The following is a 16451-nucleotide window of genomic DNA, read 5'->3' as shown; positions in this document are numbered from 1 at the left end:
CACCTCTTGCATCCTTGACGCCCCAAGGAAGTTCGGGGTGTTGGTCATGATCTCCGCTTGTCGAGCCGTGCGCGGCGCGCGAGCGTATCCGCTGGCGTCTGGCGTGGACATCGGGCAGGCTCGCGCGCATGGTCTCGGTACTGCAGAACGTGGCGATCGACTGTGCGGATGCCTACGAGCTGGCCCGGTTCTGGAGCAGGGTGACCGGCAGTCCCCTGCATCCGGACGACAGACCGGGTGATCCGGAGGTGCAGGTCATGCTGGCGGAGGGTCCGGTGCTGTACTTCAACCAGGTGCCCGAACCCAAGACGGTCAAGAACCGCGTCCATCTGTGCCTGCGCCCGGAGACCTCGCGTGAGCAGGAGGTGGAGCGGCTGCTGGGCCTCGGCGCGACTCTTGTCGCCGACCTCCGGAATCCCGATGGCTCTGGCTGGGCGGTCCTCGCCGATCCCGAAGGCAACGAGTTCTGCGTTCTGCGCAGCGAGTCCGACCGGGCCGCCATGAGTGTCAGCTCTTGATGCCCGCGAGGAACGACGCCCACGAGTCCGCCCCGAACACCAGCACCGGGCCGGCCGCGAGCTTGCTGTCACGGACCGGGACTGTGCCGGGGCAGTTGTCGGCGACCTCGAGGCAGTCGTTGGCTCCCCCCTCGCTGTAACTCGACTTGCGCCACACGGCGGTGCTGAGGTCAGGGGCTCGGTTCATGCACTGCGCCTCCGTCAGCTCTTCACGCTCGCCAGGAACGACGCCCACGAGTCCGCCCCGAACACCAGCACCGGGCCGGCCGTGAGCTTGCTGTCACGGACCGGGACTGTGCCGGGGCAGTTGTCGGCGACCTCGACGCAGTTGTTGTCTCCCCCGTCGCTGTAGCTCGACTTGCGCCACACGGCGGCGGTGAGGTCGGGGGTGTTCGTCATGATGTGCACTCCTCCAGTACGCCCCTGATGAACGCGAGCGAGTCCGACGGGGACAGCGCCAGGTCGCGGAGCCGATCGTAGGACGATCGCTCCCGAAGAACCTCGTCCGGATCCTCGATCAGTCGACCGGTGCTGTTGCCTTCCGTGTAGGCGACGCCGCTTCCGTCCCGCTGCCAGAGCAGCGTCAGCGATCCGTTCATATGGTGGTGCGCCCCCGCCGAGAACGGCAGTACCTGCAGCGCCATGTTGGGCCACAGCGCGGCGGTCTCAAGATGCAGAAGTTGGTCCTGCCAGGTCTTGCCCTGGGCAGCCGGGCGGCGGAGCGCGAACTCGTCCATGATGATCCGCACCTCGGGCTCTGGCTTCTGCCTCAGCAGGTGCTGACGTCCGAGCCGTGCCGCCACTTGCTCCTCGACGGCCTCCTCGCCCTGAGCCGTTGTCTGCGCCCCAGACAACACCCCCCGAGCGAAGTCTTCGGTCTGCAGAAGTCCTGGAATGCCCGGCGAGAACTTCCACATGATCCGTGCGGTCGCCTCCAGCGCCATGAACTCCCTGTACTGGTCCTTGAACGCATCCAGCCGAGCCGCCTTCCAGTGGCTCAACAGCAGGTCACCGGTGCCGTAGTAGCCGTCCAGGTCCTCCATGACCGTCACCTTGGACAGCCGCTCGCCCGACTCCAGGCGGCTCAGATAGCTCTTCTCGTAGCCGGTCTCGTCGGCCAGTTGCCCCAGTGACTTGCCTGCCTTCTCCCGCAGGACCCTGAGCGTCTGCCCGAGCATCGCCCGCCCGGAAACCGGCTGAGCGTCAACCCTCTCGCCCACGTCACCCCTCCCCGTTGCCTGCACGCCAGACAACACCGAACCTCTTCCGCAGCGTACGGGCGATGAGTGACGATCGGGGCACGAACGGTAATCACCGCTCGTCACCCCACCCCCGCCGCGCCTCCGAAAGGGCACCGCCATGCCTCTGCGTCTCCGACTGCGTCTCGCCTGGCTCTGTGAGACGGTCCTGCTCGTGCTCGTGCGGCTTCTGCTGCCCGCCGAGGGGCGCCATCGGGCCACCGCGCCCCCACCACCGCCGAGGCCCCCGCACTCCCCGCCCCCGGCCGTCGAGCCCGTCTGGTTCGACACCCCGCTCGTGCGTCCGTACCTGCCGGCCGCCGAGGCGATGGAGGTGTCCGCGTGAGGCTGCTGCCCTGGACGAGCCCCGACGGCAAGCCCTGCTACCTCAGCACCGACAACCCCCGCAGCCTGCTCTCCCGGCTCGCCGACGACATCGAGGCCGCCCACCTGCGCTCCGCCGCACAGGTACTGGAGGGCTCCAGAGCCGTCCTCGCCGACGCCAAGGCCGGTGAGCGGGCCGTGCGGTTCGCGCTCACCCGGGCCGCCGAGTCCCTGGAGGACGTCCTGCGGGTCGCGGTCAGCCGGGGGGCGCGCCTCGACGCGGAGACGGTGACCGGCACCCGGCAGTAGCCGGGGGCAGGGCGGCAACCTTTCCGTGCGGGGTGGCGACTGGTCCACCGAGCAGGACCAAATCCCCCCGCAAAGAACGGATTCGCCGCATGAGTGAGCTGCGCAGCAAGGCCCGGCACCGCAGAAGCAGGACCGCCCTGGCGGTCGGGGTCCCGCTGGCCCTGACCGCCGCCGGCACGCTGGTCTACGGAGCGGACCTCGGCGTCCTCGACACCCAGCAGAAGGCCTCCGCCGCCACCGCCGCCGTCCCGGCCTGGGCGACCGCCACCGCCGACGGGTTCGCCTCCGTCGACGCCCTCGGGCAGCACGGGACGTACGGCGGCCGGGGCGGGCAGATCGTGACCGTGAAGACGCAGGCCGAGCTGGAGAAGTACGCCACCGCCGCCGAGCCGTACGTCATCGTCGTCGCCGGGACGATCACCATGAACCCGGTCGGCAAGGAGATCAAGGTCCGGTCGGACAAGACCATCATCGGCGCCGGGACGTCCGGGCAGATCGTCGGCGGTGGTTTCTTCCTCGGGCCCGGCGTCCACAACGTGATCATCCGGAACCTGACCATCCGGGACACGTACCAGGGCGTCTGGAACGACAAGGACCACGACTTCGACGCCATCCAGATGGACGGCGCGCACCATGTGTGGATCGACCACAACGACCTGCGGCACATGGCCGACGGGCTGATCGACGTCCGCAAGGACAGCACGTACGTGACCGTCTCCTGGAACAAGCTCAGCCAGGACAACAAGGCCTTCGGCATCGGCTGGACCGACAACGTCGTCACCGACATCACGGTCCACCACAACTGGATCCGCGAGACCGAGCAGCGCAACCCGTCCACCGACAACGCCGCCCACGCGCACCTGTACAACAACTTCCTCGAGGACGCCCCCGGCACCGGCATCACCTCGTCGTACGGCAACTACGCGCGCGGCGCGACGAAGATGGTCCTGGAGAACTCCTTCTTCCAGGGCATGAAGAACCCCGTCATCAAGGACGGCACCGCGACGATCGTCCAGCGCGGGAACCTCTTCTCCGGCACGAGTGGGCGCAACGAGAGCGGCGGGACGGCCTTCGACCCGAAGACGTACTACTCGTACACGCTGGACAAGGCAGCCGACGTGCCGGCACTGCTCAAGTCGAGTGCCGGGCCACGTGGTTCCATCGGTACGACGGCGGCCACCGCCAAAGCGGCAGCGGCCACGACCCTGACCGTCGCCAAGGACGGCAGCGGCCAGTACACGACCGTGCAGGCCGCGGTGAACGCCGTACCGGCCGGCAACCCCTCACGGGTCGTCATCAACGTCAAGCCGGGGACGTACCGGGAGACGGTGAAGGTGCCCTCCAACAAGCCGCACGTCACCATCCAGGGCACCGGCGGCAGCCGCAAGGACACGGTGATCGTCTACAACAACGCCTCCGGCACGCCCAAGCCCGGCGGCGGCACGTACGGCACCGGCGGCAGCGCCACCGTCGCCGTCGAGGCCGACGACTTCCAGGCGCGCAACCTGACCATCTCCAACGACTTCGACGAGGCCGCCCACCAGGACATCGCCCAGCAGGCCGTCGCCCTGCGCACCGCCGCCGACAAGGTGTTCCTGGACGGGATCATCGTCACCGGCGACCAGGACACCCTGCTGCTGGACACCGCGTCGAAGGACAAGCTCGGCCGGGTCTACGTCGCCAACTCCTACGTCGTCGGGAACGTCGACTTCATCTTCGGCCGGGCCACCGCCGTGCTCGACAAGTCCGTCATCACGCTGAAGAAGCGCTGGAACGGCACCTCGGCCGGCTATGTCACCGCCCCCAGCACGGCCGCGGGCCGCAAGGGCATCCTGATCGCCAACTCGACGGTCAACGGGGACGTCGCCGACCGCAGCTTCTACCTCGGCCGCCCCTGGCACGCCGGCGGCGACGCCTCGCTCGACCCGCAGACCACGGTCCGCAACACCACGCTCAGCGCGGCCATCAGGACCGCGCCCTGGACCGACATGAGCGGCTTCTCCTGGAAGGACGACCGCTTCGCCGAGTACAGGAACACCGGCCCCGGCGCCGGCGCGGCGAGCGGCGACCGCCCCCACCTGACCGACGCCCAGGCCGCGAACCAGGAGGTCGCGGACTGGCTGGCGGGCTGGACGCCCAGCGCCAACTGAAGGGTGTTTCGCCTGACTTGAGGCGCCGTACGGCGGCGAACGCCGCGGAAGGCGGCGTTCCGCACCAAGAACAGCCCAAGCGCCGCCCATGAGTTCCCCGCGCCCGGCCATGATTCCGTAACGTGAACACCTGGCCGGGCGCTCGGTCATACGTTCCCCTGCGTGAACTTCGACAGACGTGCCGGCCACGAGCCGGCCACCCCCGCCCCCGCGCGCACCTCTCCCGCCCGCCGCGCACTCCTGCGCACCGGGCTCACCGGAGCCGCCGTCCTGGGTACCGGCGTCGCCCTCGGCGCGACCCCCGCCTCCGCCGCCGCCCGCAGGCGTCCTCGGCCGAGCACCCCCGAAGAGGCGCTGAGGGAGCTGGCCGTGGGCAACCGGCGCTGGCGCACCTTCCGGGAGCAGCACCCCGACGAGACCCCGGACGTGCGCCAGAGCCTGACGTCCGGGCAGCACCCCTTCGCGCTGGTCCTCGGCTGCATCGACTCCCGCGTGCCTCCGGAGCTGGTCTTCGACCAGGGGCTCGGCGACCTGATGACCGTACGCTCCGCCGGCGAGGTCCTCGACGAGGCCGTCCTCGGCAGCGTCGCCTACGGGGTGCTCGAACTGGACATCCCCCTGGTGCTGGTGCTCGGGCACCAGTCGTGCGGGGCGGTGAAGGCCGCCGTCCAGGCGGATCAGAACGGCGGGCACCTGCCGGCGCACATCCAGTACATAGCCGACCAGATCGCCCCGAACATCGACCGCACCAAGGAGGGCGACGCCCGCGTCGACGCGACCATCGACGCCAACGTACGGGCCGTCCGCTCGCGCCTGGCGGGGGAACCCGACCTGGCCGCGAAGGTGGCCACCGGCGACCTGGCCGTCGTCGGCGCCCGCTACGAACTGACCACCCAGCGGGTCCACCGCCTCACCTGACGGCCTCGCCCGGGGGTGCCGGGGCGCCTCCGGCACCGGTCACCGGCCCCCCACCGCCAGCCCCGTCCCCGTCAGCCGTACGCGTATGCCGTCCCGCTCCACCCGCACGTCCCGCAACCGCACCTCCCCCTGCCGCGGCTCGGGCAGGTCGAAGGCGAGGGAGAGCCGGTCCGCCAGCACCGGACGGGTCAGGCGCGCGAGGGCGTCGAGGAGGACGGGGTCGAGGCCGAGGCGGCGCAGGACCTCCGGGTGGTCCAGGGCGAGGTCGATGAGGTTCAGGCGTACGGCCTGCCGGGCGAAGTGCGGGGAGCCGGTCAGGTCGGCGAGCCTGCCGTCGTCGCTCACGGCCCGGCGCAGGGCCGGGCCGGGCACGCCCATGCGGTGGGCGATCGCGGGGACGGACAGCAGGGCCTTGGCCTTGCGGGTCTGCCCGGCGAGCCGGGCCGCGCCCTCGGGCGTCAGGTGCAGGCCCTCGGAGGGCCGGGTGCCCGGGCGGTAGGTCGCCAGGTCGCCGATGTCCAGGCGCATGCCGCCGATCTCGGTGGCGATGCCTCGCTCGCCCTGCCGCCGGACGCGGGCCTCGGCACGCAGCCGCAGGTCGTGCCCGGCGACCGGGAGGGTGCCGCGGGCCAGGACCCGGTCGCGGCCGTGGCCGGTGAACGTCACCTGGGACGCGCCCAGTTCACGGTCGAGGTCCGCGAAGGACAGCAGGACCTCGCCGTCGAGCCGGGGCGCGTGGGCGCCGCGCAGCGCGGTCAGGCCGTCGGTGTCCAGCCGCAGGTCGTGGGCCGTCGCCGTGACCCTGGCCAGCGTCACCCGGTCGGCCGCCACATGCGGGACGGTGATCCGCACCGACTCAAGGCGCCGGCCGGCGAGTTGGGTGAGGAAGGGGAAGCCGCCGATGTCCACCTCGGGTGCGGCGGCCAGGTGCAGCTGGTCTTCGACGGCCTGCGCGGCCCGGTGCTCGGCGTACAGCACCGCCCAGCGGTCGGCGAGCGTGAGGAAGGCGGCCAGGACCGTCAGGCCCACGGCCGCCTTCACCCGGCGCGGCACCCCCGCCCGGCGGGCCCGCCGACGCCGGCGGGGGCCGCCGCGGCGGTGGCGGGGCGGGGCCCCGGGCCGGTCCGCAGGTGCCGGACGGGGGTGGGGGGCGGGATGCGTCACGGTGGGGTGGGGGGTGGTACGCATCGCCCTATCCGAACACGCGTACCGCCCCCGCCCGCAACTTCGCCCCCGGGGAGTGCGACCTAGTTCACGACCGTGATCCGGTCCGCCTTCGGCGGCGCGATCGGGTTCGTGGGCGAGGAGTTGGCCAGCAGGTACTTCTCCAGCGCCGCCAGGTCGTCCGCGCCGACGAGGTCGCCCGTGCCCTGCCCCAGCGTCGGGAAGCCGTCGCCGCCGCCCGCGAGGAAGCTGTTGGTCGCGACGCGGTAGGTGGCCGCCGGGTCGATCGGGGCGCCGTTCAGCCGGATCGAGTCGGTGACGACCCGGTCCGCGCCCGTCTTCGTCAGGTCCAGCGTGTACGTCAGGCCCGACGAGACCTGGAGGATCTTCGGCGCCGCCGCGTTCGAGCCGCTCACCTGCTCCTTGAGCACCTGGATCAGCTGGGCGCCCGTGAAGGTCTGCAGGTTCACGGTGTTGGCGAACGGCTGGACCGTGAAGCCCTCCGCGTACGTCACCACGCCGTCGCCCTCACCGGCCTTGGCCGCGTACGTCAGCGGCGCGCGGATGCCGCCGGGGTTCATCAGCGCCAGGTCGGTGTCAGGGTCCAGCTCCTTGCCGTAGGCGAGCTGGGCGTCGGCGATGAGGTCGCCGAGCGGCGACTCCGTACCGGTGTTGCCGATGTCGGCGGAGATGTAGCCGATGGGCCGGTTGCCGATGGGCGCGGCCAGGGTGTTCCACTTGGCGATCAGCTCGGTCATGTCGGTCGCCTTGGGGACGTCCCGGGTGACCACACGGTTGGCCGACTTCACCGCCGTACGGGCGATGTCACCCGTCCACCGGTCGTACGTCAGCGTGGTGTCCGTGTAGAGGCGGCCGAAGGACGCGGCCGAGGTGACCATGCGGGGCTTGCCCGCCGGGTCGGGGATCGTGCACACGTACGCGTTGTGGGTGTGGCCGGTGACCAGCGCGTCGACCTGCGGCGTGATGTTCTTGGCGATGTCGACGATCGGGCCGGAGATGCCCGCGCCCGCGCCCGGGGAGTCGCAGTCGTAGTTGTACGCCGGGGAGGCCGGGAAGCCGCCCTCGTGGATGAGCGCGACGATCGAGTTCACGCCCTGCGCCTGGAGCACGCGCGCGTACTTGTTGATCGTCTCGACCTCGTCCTTGAACTTCAGGCCCTTGACGCCGTCCGCGGAGACGATGCCCGGCGTGTCCTCCAGGGTCACGCCGATGAAGCCGACCTTGACGTCCTTCTTCTTCCACACCCAGTAGGGCTTGAGGATGGGCTTGTTCGTCTTCTCGTCCAGGACGTTGGCGGCGAGGTAGGGGAAGTCGGCGCCGGTGAACTCCTCGTCCGTGTAGCAGCCGTCCTTCGGGTGGCAGCCGCCGTTCTGCAGGCGGGCCAGCTCGCGCGCGCCCTCGTCGAACTCGTGGTTGCCGACGCTGGTGACGTCCAGGTCGAGCTTGTTCAGCGCCTCGATGGTCGGCTCGTCGTGGAACAGGCCCGAGATGAGCGGGGAGGCGCCGACCATGTCGCCGCCGGCCGCGGTGATGGAGTACTTCTTGCCCTCCCGCGCCTGGCGCAGGTGGGTGGCCAGGTACTCGATGCCGCCCGCGGTGATCTGCTCGGTGGTGCCGTCCTCACGCACCTTGGTGACCCGGCCGGAGGAACCGGACGGCGGCTCCAGGTTGCCGTGCAGGTCGTTGAACGACAGCAGCTGCACGTCCTGGTAGCGGCCCGGGAAGCCGTGGTGCGTGCTCTCGCCCGCGCTCGCCGCCCCGGGCAGCGCGGCCGCGGCCAGGGCACCGGCGGTGACGGCCCCGGCCGCGAGGGCGAGGAGACGGTTCGTACGGCGTCTGCGGCGCTCCTGGTGTGCCGTGGACGCCGGGGAAGTGGCTGGCATACGCCCCCCTGTGGGTCTGGTGAGTCCGCCGAAGCAGCGGAGGGTCCGGGCGCAGCCTAGGGTCAACGCGCGTAGCGCAACAGAGCTTTCGTGGTTACATCCTGGTTGCTTCTTTGCCGCCGCTTTGCGGGCCCGGGCCCGTACCCTCGTACGCATGACCAGCGACGACACCGCACACCCCGGCCGCCCCCGCTCGCTTCGGACGTACTCCGCGCTCAGCCCGGAGCAGGTCGACGCGGTCCTCGCCCTGCTCGCCGAGTCCGCCCGGCACGACGGCCGGCAGGCGGTGTCCGAACAGGGCCGCCTGCAACTGCGCGGCGGAGAGCGGCCGGGCGTGTCCCACCTGCTCCTGACCGCCGGCGACGAACTCGTCGGCTACGCCCAGCTGGAGGACACCGACCCGGTGGAGCCGCCGGCCGCGGAGCTGGTCGTCCACCCCGCGCACCGCGGGCAGGGGCACGGCCGGGCGCTCGGCGCGGCCCTGCTCGCCGCCTCCGGCAAGCGGCTGCGGGTCTGGGCGCACGGCGGCCACGCGGCCGCCCGGCACCTCGCCCAGGTCCTCGGCCTGACCCTGTTCCGGGAACTGCGCCAGATGCGCCGCCCGTTGACGGACTTCGACGCGCCCGAGCCGGTGCTGCCGCCGGACGTCACCGTCCGCACCTTCGTGCCCGGCCAGGACGACGCCGCCTGGCTCGCCGTGAACGCCGCCGCGTTCGCCCACCACCCCGAGCAGGGCTCCCTCACCCAGCGCGACCTGGACGACCGCAAGGCCGAGCCGTGGTTCGACCCGGCGGGCTTCTTCCTCGCCTTCCGCGGGGAGCGCCTGGCCGGGTTCCACTGGACGAAGGTCCACGCGGCCGAACGCCTCGGCGAGGTCTACGTCCTGGGCGTGTCCCCCGAGGCCCAGGGCACCGGCCTCGGCAAGGCCCTGACGACGATCGGCCTCAGACACCTCAAGGCCCAGGGGCTGCCCACGGCGATGCTGTACGTCGACGCCGACAACACGGCGGCGGTGTCGGTGTACGAGCGGCTGGGGTTCAGGACGTACGAGACGGATCTGATGTACCGGACGGAGAGCTGAGGGGCTGTCATACAGCTGCTGAGGGGCGGTCCTGTCAGGGGGAGGCCTGAGGTCATGCGGGAGCCGAGGCAGACGTGTGGGGCCGCCGTCACGTGCGTACCGGCCGGGCCCGCACCACGAGGACGTCCCTTCGCAGCTCGTCGCCCGGGATGTCCAGACCTGCCCACAGCGCCTGCGCCGCCAGCAGGTTGAACGCCCGGTGCGGTGCGCACTCCACATCGGTCCCGTCCTCGCCGCCCAGCCGGTCCGCGACCATCCGGGCCGCCGCCTCGGCGTCCGCGGCGTGCTGGCCGAGCACCGTGGCCACGGGCTTGCCTGCCCCCGACACGAAGGCCTCCACGAGCAGCAGCCGGGCGGCACCGCCCGTCCAGCGCCGTACCTGGGTCGTGGCCGTGAGGCCCGGCACCGCCCGGCCCAGCTCGCCCAGCATCCAGGCCCCCTGGGCGAGCCCGGTCCCCAGCGCCCCGGCCCCCGCGCTCGCGGACCAGGGCCGGTTGCCCTCCCCCGCACGGCCCCTGCCCAGCTCCACCCACGCCTGTGGCACGGGCACGGCCATCGGCGCCTCCAGCGCGAGGACCGCCCGCCTGCCGTCGGCCAGTGCCTCGGCGGCCGCTGCGACGGCCGACGCCGGGTCGCTCCCGTACCCGGCGAGCGCGGATCCCGCCGACGGCACGTCGAGGGCCGCCCAGGCGAAGGAGCCCGTCCGCACGGAGCCGACGTCGACGGCTACGACCCGTTGCTGCCCCATTCCCCGCCCGCCCGCCTCTCGTTCGACCACCGCGCGATTCCACCTTGCCTCACTCCGCCGGAATGCGGTTCCTGACACCGACGGGACCGGTCTGGCCGAAGCACGGCTCGGACACACGAGAAGGGTCTGCGAAGGTTCCCCGTTCCGGCGGCGGACGGGTCACGCCGTGTTGTACACAGGTCCGGTGACCGCTAGTGAGTTCCAGCCGCGCTGTGTCGCCGAGCACGAGTTCGTCCCCTGGGCACGCATGATCGCCGACACCTACGGCCTGGACCGGTCGGAGCGGGAACTGGCCGACCAGCGGGCCGCGACCGATCTCACCCGCACCCTGGCCGTGTTCGACGAGGGCGAGCCGGTCGCCGGGGTCTCCGTCTACAGCCGGCTGCTGACGGTGCCCGGGGGCGTCCTGCCCGCCGCGGGGATCGCCTCCGTGGGCGTGGCCCCCACGCACCGCCGCCGCGGCATCCTCACCGCGATGATGCGCACCCAGTTGACGGACCTGTACGAGCAGCGGCGCGAGCCGATCGCCGTACTCCGCCCCTCCGAGGCCGGCATCTACGGACGGTACGGATACGGCCCCGCGACCGTCGGCAACCGGATGCGCTGCGACCGGCGGGCCCTGCGGTTCCGCCCCGGCACCGACTTCGGCGACGGCGGCGTCCGGCTGCGGCAGGCGGAGCGGGCCCGCCCCCTCCTCGAGGAGGTCTACGACCGGGTCCGCACCGTCACGGCCGGCTGGCCCGACCGGCAGACGGCACACTGGACGGTCCGGCTGGCCGATTACCCCCACCGGCGCGGTGGCGCCACGTCCCTCAGGTACGCCGTGCACGAGGAGCGGGACGGACGCGCCACCGGCTACGCCCTGTACCGGCACAGGTCCGAGCCGGACGGGCGCGGCGGCAGCGCCGGGGTGCTCCAGGTGGAGGAGCTGGCGGCGTGCTCCCGTCAGGCGTACGCGGCGCTGTGGCGCTTCCTCGCCGGGGTCGACCTGGTGACCTGGATCGACTACGAGGGTGCTGTGGACGAGCCCCTGCCGCACCTGCTGGTGGAGCGACGGGCCGTCAACGCCGCCTTGTACCGGCTGTGGCTGCGGCCGGTGGACCTCGGCAGAGCCCTGGCGGGCCGCGGTTACGGCCGGGACCTGGATCTCGTCCTGGACGTGCGCGACGACTTCTGCCCGTGGAACAGCGGGCGCCACCGGCTCCAGGCGCAGGACGGACGCGCCGTCTGCGCGCCCACGACCGCCCCGGCCGACCTGCGCCTGACGGTGGCGGAACTCGGCGCCGCCTTCCTCGGCGGCACCTCATTGACCTCCCTCGCGGCCGCCGGCCTGGTCGAGGAACTGCGGCACGGCGCGCTCTCCGCCGCCTCGGCCGCCTTCCGCGGCGCACGCGAGCCCTGGTACCCGGGCGGCTGGGCCTTCCCGCTCTACTGAGGGTCACCCGGCGGCCCAGGACGGCCGCCACGTCGGACCGTCGGGCCGGGGCACGGGCGCCGAGGCGAGGTAGGCGCGCAACGCGCCGAGCCCCGGATGGGTGTTGTCGGTGCGCCACAGCAGGGAGTGCGGGTAGACCGGCGCCGGGTCGCGCAGCGGGACGAGGCGCACGGTGTGGCCGGCCGGCCAGACGAGCGGGGTCTGCGGGCCGAGGAAGGTCGCCAGGGACGGGGAGGCCGCGAGCGTGTCGAGGAGGGCCTCCACCCCGAAGTTGGGCCCGGTCGCCTCGATGGTCAGCCCGAAGGCGGCGGCCAGCGCCTCGTAGTACGCGGTCCACTCCGTGCCGGGGACGTTGCCCGGCATCCAGATGCGGTGGCCGGCCAGCTGGGCCGGGGTCACGGCGGTGGCGCCGGCGAGCGCGTGGGCGGGGCCGGTGCACAGGTGGAGGAGTTCGTCGAGGACCGGGGTGATCGCGATGCCGTCGGGGATCCGCTGCCCGGGCATGGTGACGGCGCGGAAGGTCGCGTCGATGGTGCCGTCCCGTACGGCGGCGACGGCCGTGTCCGCGTCGGGGAGGGTCACCACGTCCAGGGGGATGTCGGGACGGGCCCGGTGGAAGTCGCGGACCAGGCCGGCCAGCGAGACCCGCCGGCCGACGATGTCGACGCGCAGCGCACGGCTGCCGGGCCGCACGGCGGCGACCGCCCGCTCCTCGGCCTGCAGCAGGGCCCGGGCGTGCGGCAGGAACGCCTGCCCGTCGAAGGTGAGCTCCGCGCCGCGCGGCGTACGGCTGAACAGCCGCACCCCGAGGTCCTTCTCCAGCGCGGCGACCCGCTTGGAGACGGCCTGCTGGGTGACGCCCAGGTCGAGCGCGGCGGCCTGGAACTGCCCGGCGTCCACGACCGCGACGAAGGTGCGTACGGCGTTGAGGTCCACGGCACCGGACCCTAGCCGGACCCCGTCCCGCTTGACTTTCCCCACCCCTTCCACCACCCTTTCACTACTCAATTAGTGAAAGGGTGGTGGAGCCGGATGGTCGAGTACCGCATCGACCGGCACAGCGGCGTGGCCACCTACGTCCAGATCGTCCAGCAGACCAAACAGGCCCTGCGCCTGGGCCTGCTGCGGCCCGGGGACAAGCTCCCCACGGCCCGGGAGGTCGTCGAGGCCACCGCCATCAACCCCAACACCGTCCTGAAGGCCTACCGCGAACTGGAGCGCGAGGGCCTGGTGGAGGCCCGGCGCGGGCTCGGCACCTTCGTACGGAAGGCGCTGGGCACCGCGCCCGCCGACTCCCCGCTCCGCACCGAACTGGAGGACTGGGCGCTGCGCGCCCGCGCGGCCGGGCTGGAGCGGGACGACGTGGCCGCCCTCTTCACCGCCGTACTGGACGCGCACTTCACCGCCGTACCGGACGCACACGTCTCGGCCGTACGGGACAACCACGTCACCGCCGCACCGGACACACAGTGACCGCCGGACTGGACACACACCTCACCGCCGTACGGGACGGCCACCTCACCGCCGCACGGGACAGCCACGTCACCGCCGTACGGGACAGCCACCGCACCGCCGTGCCGGACCGACAGGCCGGCGTACACACCGGGCACCACGACAGCAGGGGGGACCAGGCATGACCGACACCGCCATCGAGGCGGCCGCACTGGGCAGGAGTTTCCGGCGCCGGCGCACACCGGCGCTGCAGGACTGCTCCTTCCGGCTCCCGGCCGGGCGGGTGTGCGCCCTCGTAGGCCCCAACGGCGCCGGCAAGTCGACCCTGCTCGCCCTCGCCGCCGGGCTGCTCAGGCCCACCGAGGGCACGGTCACCGTGCTCGGCCACAGCCCGGCTGCGGCCCGCGAACGCCTCGCGTACGTCGCCCAGCACAAGCCCCTGCACCCGCACCTCACGGTCGCCGACACCCTGTGCCTGGGCCGGGAACTCAACCCCCGGCGCTGGGACGCCGCCGTCGCCGAGCGGGTCGTCGCCGAGGGCGACCTCGACCCCACGGCGAAGATCCGTACGCTCTCCGGCGGCCAGCGCACCCGGGTGGCGCTCGCCCTCGCCCTCGGCAAGCGGCCCGAGTTGCTCCTGCTGGACGAGCCGATGGCCGACGTGGACCCGCTCGCCCGGCACCAGCTGACCGGCACCCTGCTGGCGGACGCCGCCGAACACGGCACCACGGTTGTCATGTCCTCGCACGTGGTGGCGGAGCTGGAGCACTCCTGCGACTTCCTGCTGCTGCTCGGCGCCGGCCGGGTCCGCCTCGCCGGCCCGCTGGACGACCTGCTCGCCGCGCACACCCTGGTCACCGGCCGGGCCGGCGAGAGCCTCGACCCGCACACCGTGGTCGAGGCGCGCACCACCGGCCGCCAGCTGACCGCCCTGGTCCGCCCCGCGGGTCCGCTCGGCACCGCCCTGCGCACCGGCATCCCGTCCCTGGAGGAACTCGTCCTCGCCCACCTGCGCTCCCCCGACGCCCCGCCGCTGCGCCTGGACACCGCGCGGGAGGCCGCCGTATGACCGCCCTGACCTCCACGGCGCCCGTCGCCGAACGGCGCCTGCGGAGGCCGCGCGGCCTGGCCGGGGCGATGCTCCGGCTGCACCGCTCGGCGCTGTGGTTCTGGCTGATGCTGGTGGCCCTGGCCGCCGGCGTGCTGCTGTGGGCGGCCGGGCCCGGCCTGGACGCCGCCTGGGCCGAGTACCGGGCCATGGGCTGTGACCGGCCGAGCCCGGACCTGGGCTGCGACTACACCGGCCCCGCCTACGGCCGCTACGACACGGCCGTGGCGCTCGGCGCCGGGTCGCTCTCCGTCCTGCCGTTCCTCACCGCCGCGTGGGCGGGCGCCGCGCTCATCGGGCGGGAACTGGAGCTGGGCACGGCACAGCTGGCCTGGACCCAGTCCGTCTCCCCGGCCCGCTGGCTGGCCGCCAAGCTCGCCGTCCCGGCGCTGCTGCTCGTGCCCGGCACGCTGCTGCTCACCGTGCTGCACCGCGCGCTGTGGTCGTCGGACGGCCCGCTGCGCGTCGCCATGAGCTCACGCGCGTGGTGGGGCACCCCCACCTTCGCCGCCAACGGCACCCTCGCCACCGCCTACGCCCTGCTCGGCCTGGCCGTCGGCGCCCTCGCGGGCGTGCTGCTGCGCCGCGCCCTGCCCGCCTCGGCCACCGCCGTGGCCGCGCTGGCCGCCCTGCTGTACGCCCTCGACGCGCTGCGCCCGCGGCTGTGGCCGACGGTGACGGTCACCGCCCGGGACGACCTTCCCGAGCCGGACGGAATCATCGTCGAGAGCGGCACCCTCACCTCCAGCGGTGCCCGTGTCCCGCTGCCCGGGTGCACCGGCGAGGCCTCCTGCGGCGACGGCATCGCCGGCTTCTACGCCCGCCACCACCCCGCCTCCCACTTCTGGCCGCTCCAGCTGATGGAGACCGCCGTCGTCCTGACCGTCGTCGCGCTGGCGGCCCTCACGGCGTTCCGGCTGCTGCGCCACCGCACCGGAGCCGCCGTATGACCGCCCCCGCAGCCGTCGTAGGGCCGCCTTCCCTCGGCCGCCGCATGACCACCCTGCGCAGCCGCCGCATGACCACCCTCGGAGCCACCGCATGACCGCTCTCGCCGCGACCGCCGCCCCCGCCCCGCGCCGCACACCGGAGGCACGCGGCCTCCTGCGGGCCGTGCTGCGGCTGCACCGCACGGCCCTGACCCTGTGGGGCCTGGCCCTGGCCGCCGGCGCGGCCGGTCTGCTCTGGCTGCACTCCCTCGGCGACGAGGCGCGCCGGGGCGTCGCTGCCTGTGCCACACCACCCACCGGCCGGCTGCGCTCCTGCGCGGCGGTCGAGGCGATCATCGCCGACACCACGTACGCCAACGGCCTCGCCCTGGTCACCACCGCCCTGTCGTACGTGATCCTCCCCGTGGCGGCCTGGGCCGGTGCCGCGCTCGTCGGCCGGGAACTGGAGCAGGGCACGGCCCAGCTGGCCTGGACCCAGTCCGTCTCCCCGGCCCGCTGGCTGGCCGCCAAGCTGGCCGTGCCGGCCGCCCTGCTCTCCGCCGGCACCGGCGGGCTGGTCCTGCTGACCGTGTGGGCCCGCGGGGACGGCGACCCGGACCTGGTCGGCGACTGGTACCAGCCGGACGTGTTCGTCGGCACCGGCCCCACCGCCGTCGCCCACGCCCTGGCCGGCCTCGCTCTCGGTGCCCTCGCCGGACTGCTGTGGCGCCGGGCCCTGCCCGCCGCCGCGGCCGCCTGCGCCGCCGTGCTGCTCCTGTGCACCCTGCTGGAGCGCTGCCGCGCGGACCTCTGGCCGCCGGTCACCCGCACCGGCACCGGGGACCCGGACCTGCCCCGCTCGGCCTTCCAGGTGTCCTGGGACACCACCTCCGAGGACGTGACCTGGGACAACGCGCTCGGACACGGGTCCGGCCGGACCACCGCGACCTTCCACCCGCCGTCCCACTTCTGGCCCCTGCAGTACGTGGAGACCGGCATCCTGCTCGCCGTCGCCGCCGCCGCGACGGCCGGTGCCTTCCTCCTGCTGCGCCGCCGCACCCCCTGACCCGCCCCGGCCGGGGCCCGCCCGTCCCTCCACGGGGGAAGGGGACGTACGGCCGCCCCGGCCGGCGCCGGAGGGGACCCCCGCGGGCCGCCCCCCGCTATCCCACA

Annotated in this window: 19 protein-coding genes; 12 read left to right on the top strand and 7 right to left on the bottom strand. The window is 73.3% G+C overall.

The genetic code is table 11. The features are described from left to right. The first annotated feature begins 128 nt into the window (after positions 1-128). On the top strand, positions 129-518 hold the full coding sequence (locus tag AB0K80_RS02575; protein WP_365665071.1) for a VOC family protein: 390 nt from the start codon (positions 129-131) through the stop codon (positions 516-518). On the opposite strand, the gene AB0K80_RS02570 is transcribed toward AB0K80_RS02575, so the two are convergent. From AB0K80_RS02570 to AB0K80_RS02560, 3 genes are read right to left on the bottom strand one after another with little or no spacing between them, the layout of a single operon-like run. After that, positions 508-705 (bottom strand): DUF397 domain-containing protein, encoded by a 198-nt coding sequence (locus AB0K80_RS02570; RefSeq protein ID WP_365665069.1) that lies wholly within the window; start codon positions 703-705, stop codon positions 508-510. The genes AB0K80_RS02575 and AB0K80_RS02570 overlap by 11 nt on opposite strands. Before the next feature lie 14 nt (positions 706-719). Next, on the bottom strand, positions 720-917 hold the full coding sequence (locus AB0K80_RS02565; RefSeq protein ID WP_365665068.1) for a DUF397 domain-containing protein: 198 nt from the start codon (positions 915-917) through the stop codon (positions 720-722). Beyond that, on the bottom strand, positions 914-1738 hold the full coding sequence (locus AB0K80_RS02560) for a helix-turn-helix transcriptional regulator (protein WP_365665066.1): 825 nt from the start codon (positions 1736-1738) through the stop codon (positions 914-916). Before AB0K80_RS02560 ends, AB0K80_RS02565 begins: the two co-directional genes overlap by 4 nt. Positions 1739-1877: 139 nt before the next feature. Between AB0K80_RS02560 and AB0K80_RS02555 the strand changes: the two genes are divergently transcribed. From AB0K80_RS02555 to AB0K80_RS02540, 4 genes are all read left to right on the top strand, one after another. Then, positions 1878-2102, top strand: a complete 225-nt coding sequence (locus AB0K80_RS02555; RefSeq protein ID WP_365665064.1) for a hypothetical protein — start codon at positions 1878-1880, stop codon at positions 2100-2102. Beyond that, positions 2099-2389 carry a hypothetical protein gene (locus tag AB0K80_RS02550; protein WP_365665062.1) on the top strand — a complete coding sequence of 97 codons (291 nt, stop codon included), beginning with the start codon at positions 2099-2101 and terminating at the stop codon, positions 2387-2389. The genes AB0K80_RS02555 and AB0K80_RS02550 overlap by 4 nt, the downstream gene beginning before the upstream one ends. Before the next feature lie 89 nt (positions 2390-2478). Then, on the top strand, positions 2479-4539 hold the full coding sequence (locus AB0K80_RS02545) for a pectinesterase family protein (protein ID WP_365665060.1): 2061 nt from the start codon (positions 2479-2481) through the stop codon (positions 4537-4539). Between the two features lie 162 nt (positions 4540-4701). Continuing rightward, positions 4702-5457: a carbonic anhydrase gene (locus AB0K80_RS02540; RefSeq protein ID WP_365665058.1), complete on the top strand. Its 756-nt coding sequence runs from the start codon at positions 4702-4704 to the stop codon at positions 5455-5457. Between the two features lie 39 nt (positions 5458-5496). On the opposite strand, the gene AB0K80_RS02535 is transcribed toward AB0K80_RS02540, so the two are convergent. After that, the gene (locus AB0K80_RS02535) at positions 5497-6645 is read right to left on the bottom strand and encodes a DUF2993 domain-containing protein (RefSeq protein WP_365665056.1); all 1149 of its coding nucleotides are present in this window, start codon (positions 6643-6645) and stop codon (positions 5497-5499) included. A gap of 59 nt (positions 6646-6704) precedes the next feature. Next, positions 6705-8525, bottom strand: coding sequence for a bifunctional metallophosphatase/5'-nucleotidase (locus AB0K80_RS02530; protein WP_365665054.1), 1821 nt, complete (start codon positions 8523-8525; stop codon positions 6705-6707). 154 nt (positions 8526-8679) lie between these two features. On the opposite strand from AB0K80_RS02530, the gene mshD reads away from it, so the two are divergent. Continuing rightward, a complete protein-coding gene (gene mshD, locus AB0K80_RS02525) occupies positions 8680-9606 on the top strand; it encodes a mycothiol synthase (protein ID WP_365665052.1) in 927 nt (308 codons plus the stop codon). A gap of 88 nt (positions 9607-9694) precedes the next feature. Here mshD and AB0K80_RS02520 read toward each other — a convergent pair whose 3' ends face one another. Next, on the bottom strand, positions 9695-10384 hold the full coding sequence (locus tag AB0K80_RS02520; protein WP_365665050.1) for a hypothetical protein: 690 nt from the start codon (positions 10382-10384) through the stop codon (positions 9695-9697). A 154-nt stretch (positions 10385-10538) separates the two neighbouring features. Between AB0K80_RS02520 and AB0K80_RS02515 the strand changes: the two genes are divergently transcribed. Continuing rightward, positions 10539-11789, top strand: coding sequence for a GNAT family N-acetyltransferase (locus AB0K80_RS02515; RefSeq protein ID WP_365665048.1), 1251 nt, complete (start codon positions 10539-10541; stop codon positions 11787-11789). Between the two features lie 3 nt (positions 11790-11792). On the opposite strand, the gene AB0K80_RS02510 is transcribed toward AB0K80_RS02515, so the two are convergent. Continuing rightward, positions 11793-12725, bottom strand: coding sequence for a LysR family transcriptional regulator (locus AB0K80_RS02510; protein WP_365665046.1), 933 nt, complete (start codon positions 12723-12725; stop codon positions 11793-11795). A 96-nt stretch (positions 12726-12821) separates the two neighbouring features. On the opposite strand from AB0K80_RS02510, the gene AB0K80_RS02505 reads away from it, so the two are divergent. The 5 genes from AB0K80_RS02505 (at position 12822) to AB0K80_RS02485 (ending at position 16344) form a co-directional block, all read left to right on the top strand. After that, positions 12822-13262, top strand: coding sequence for a GntR family transcriptional regulator (locus tag AB0K80_RS02505; protein WP_365665044.1), 441 nt, complete (start codon positions 12822-12824; stop codon positions 13260-13262). Beyond that, positions 13259-13426, top strand: coding sequence for a hypothetical protein (locus tag AB0K80_RS02500; RefSeq protein WP_365665043.1), 168 nt, complete (start codon positions 13259-13261; stop codon positions 13424-13426). The genes AB0K80_RS02505 and AB0K80_RS02500 overlap by 4 nt, the downstream gene beginning before the upstream one ends. Next, a complete protein-coding gene (locus tag AB0K80_RS02495) occupies positions 13423-14310 on the top strand; it encodes an ABC transporter ATP-binding protein (RefSeq protein WP_365665041.1) in 888 nt (295 codons plus the stop codon). The genes AB0K80_RS02500 and AB0K80_RS02495 overlap by 4 nt, the downstream gene beginning before the upstream one ends. Next, a complete protein-coding gene (locus tag AB0K80_RS02490; protein WP_365665039.1) occupies positions 14307-15299 on the top strand; it encodes an ABC transporter permease in 993 nt (330 codons plus the stop codon). The genes AB0K80_RS02495 and AB0K80_RS02490 overlap by 4 nt, the downstream gene beginning before the upstream one ends. Positions 15300-15390: 91 nt before the next feature. Beyond that, positions 15391-16344, top strand: coding sequence for a hypothetical protein (locus tag AB0K80_RS02485; RefSeq protein WP_365665037.1), 954 nt, complete (start codon positions 15391-15393; stop codon positions 16342-16344). Positions 16345-16451 lie beyond the last annotated feature (107 nt).

It is taken from the genome of Streptomyces sp. NPDC052682 (genome assembly GCF_040678435.1).
In the GTDB taxonomy this organism is placed as follows: domain Bacteria; phylum Actinomycetota; class Actinomycetes; order Streptomycetales; family Streptomycetaceae; genus Streptomyces.
The sequence above is the reverse complement of the archived record's forward strand: the minus strand, read 5'-3'. Positions and strand labels throughout refer to the sequence as shown.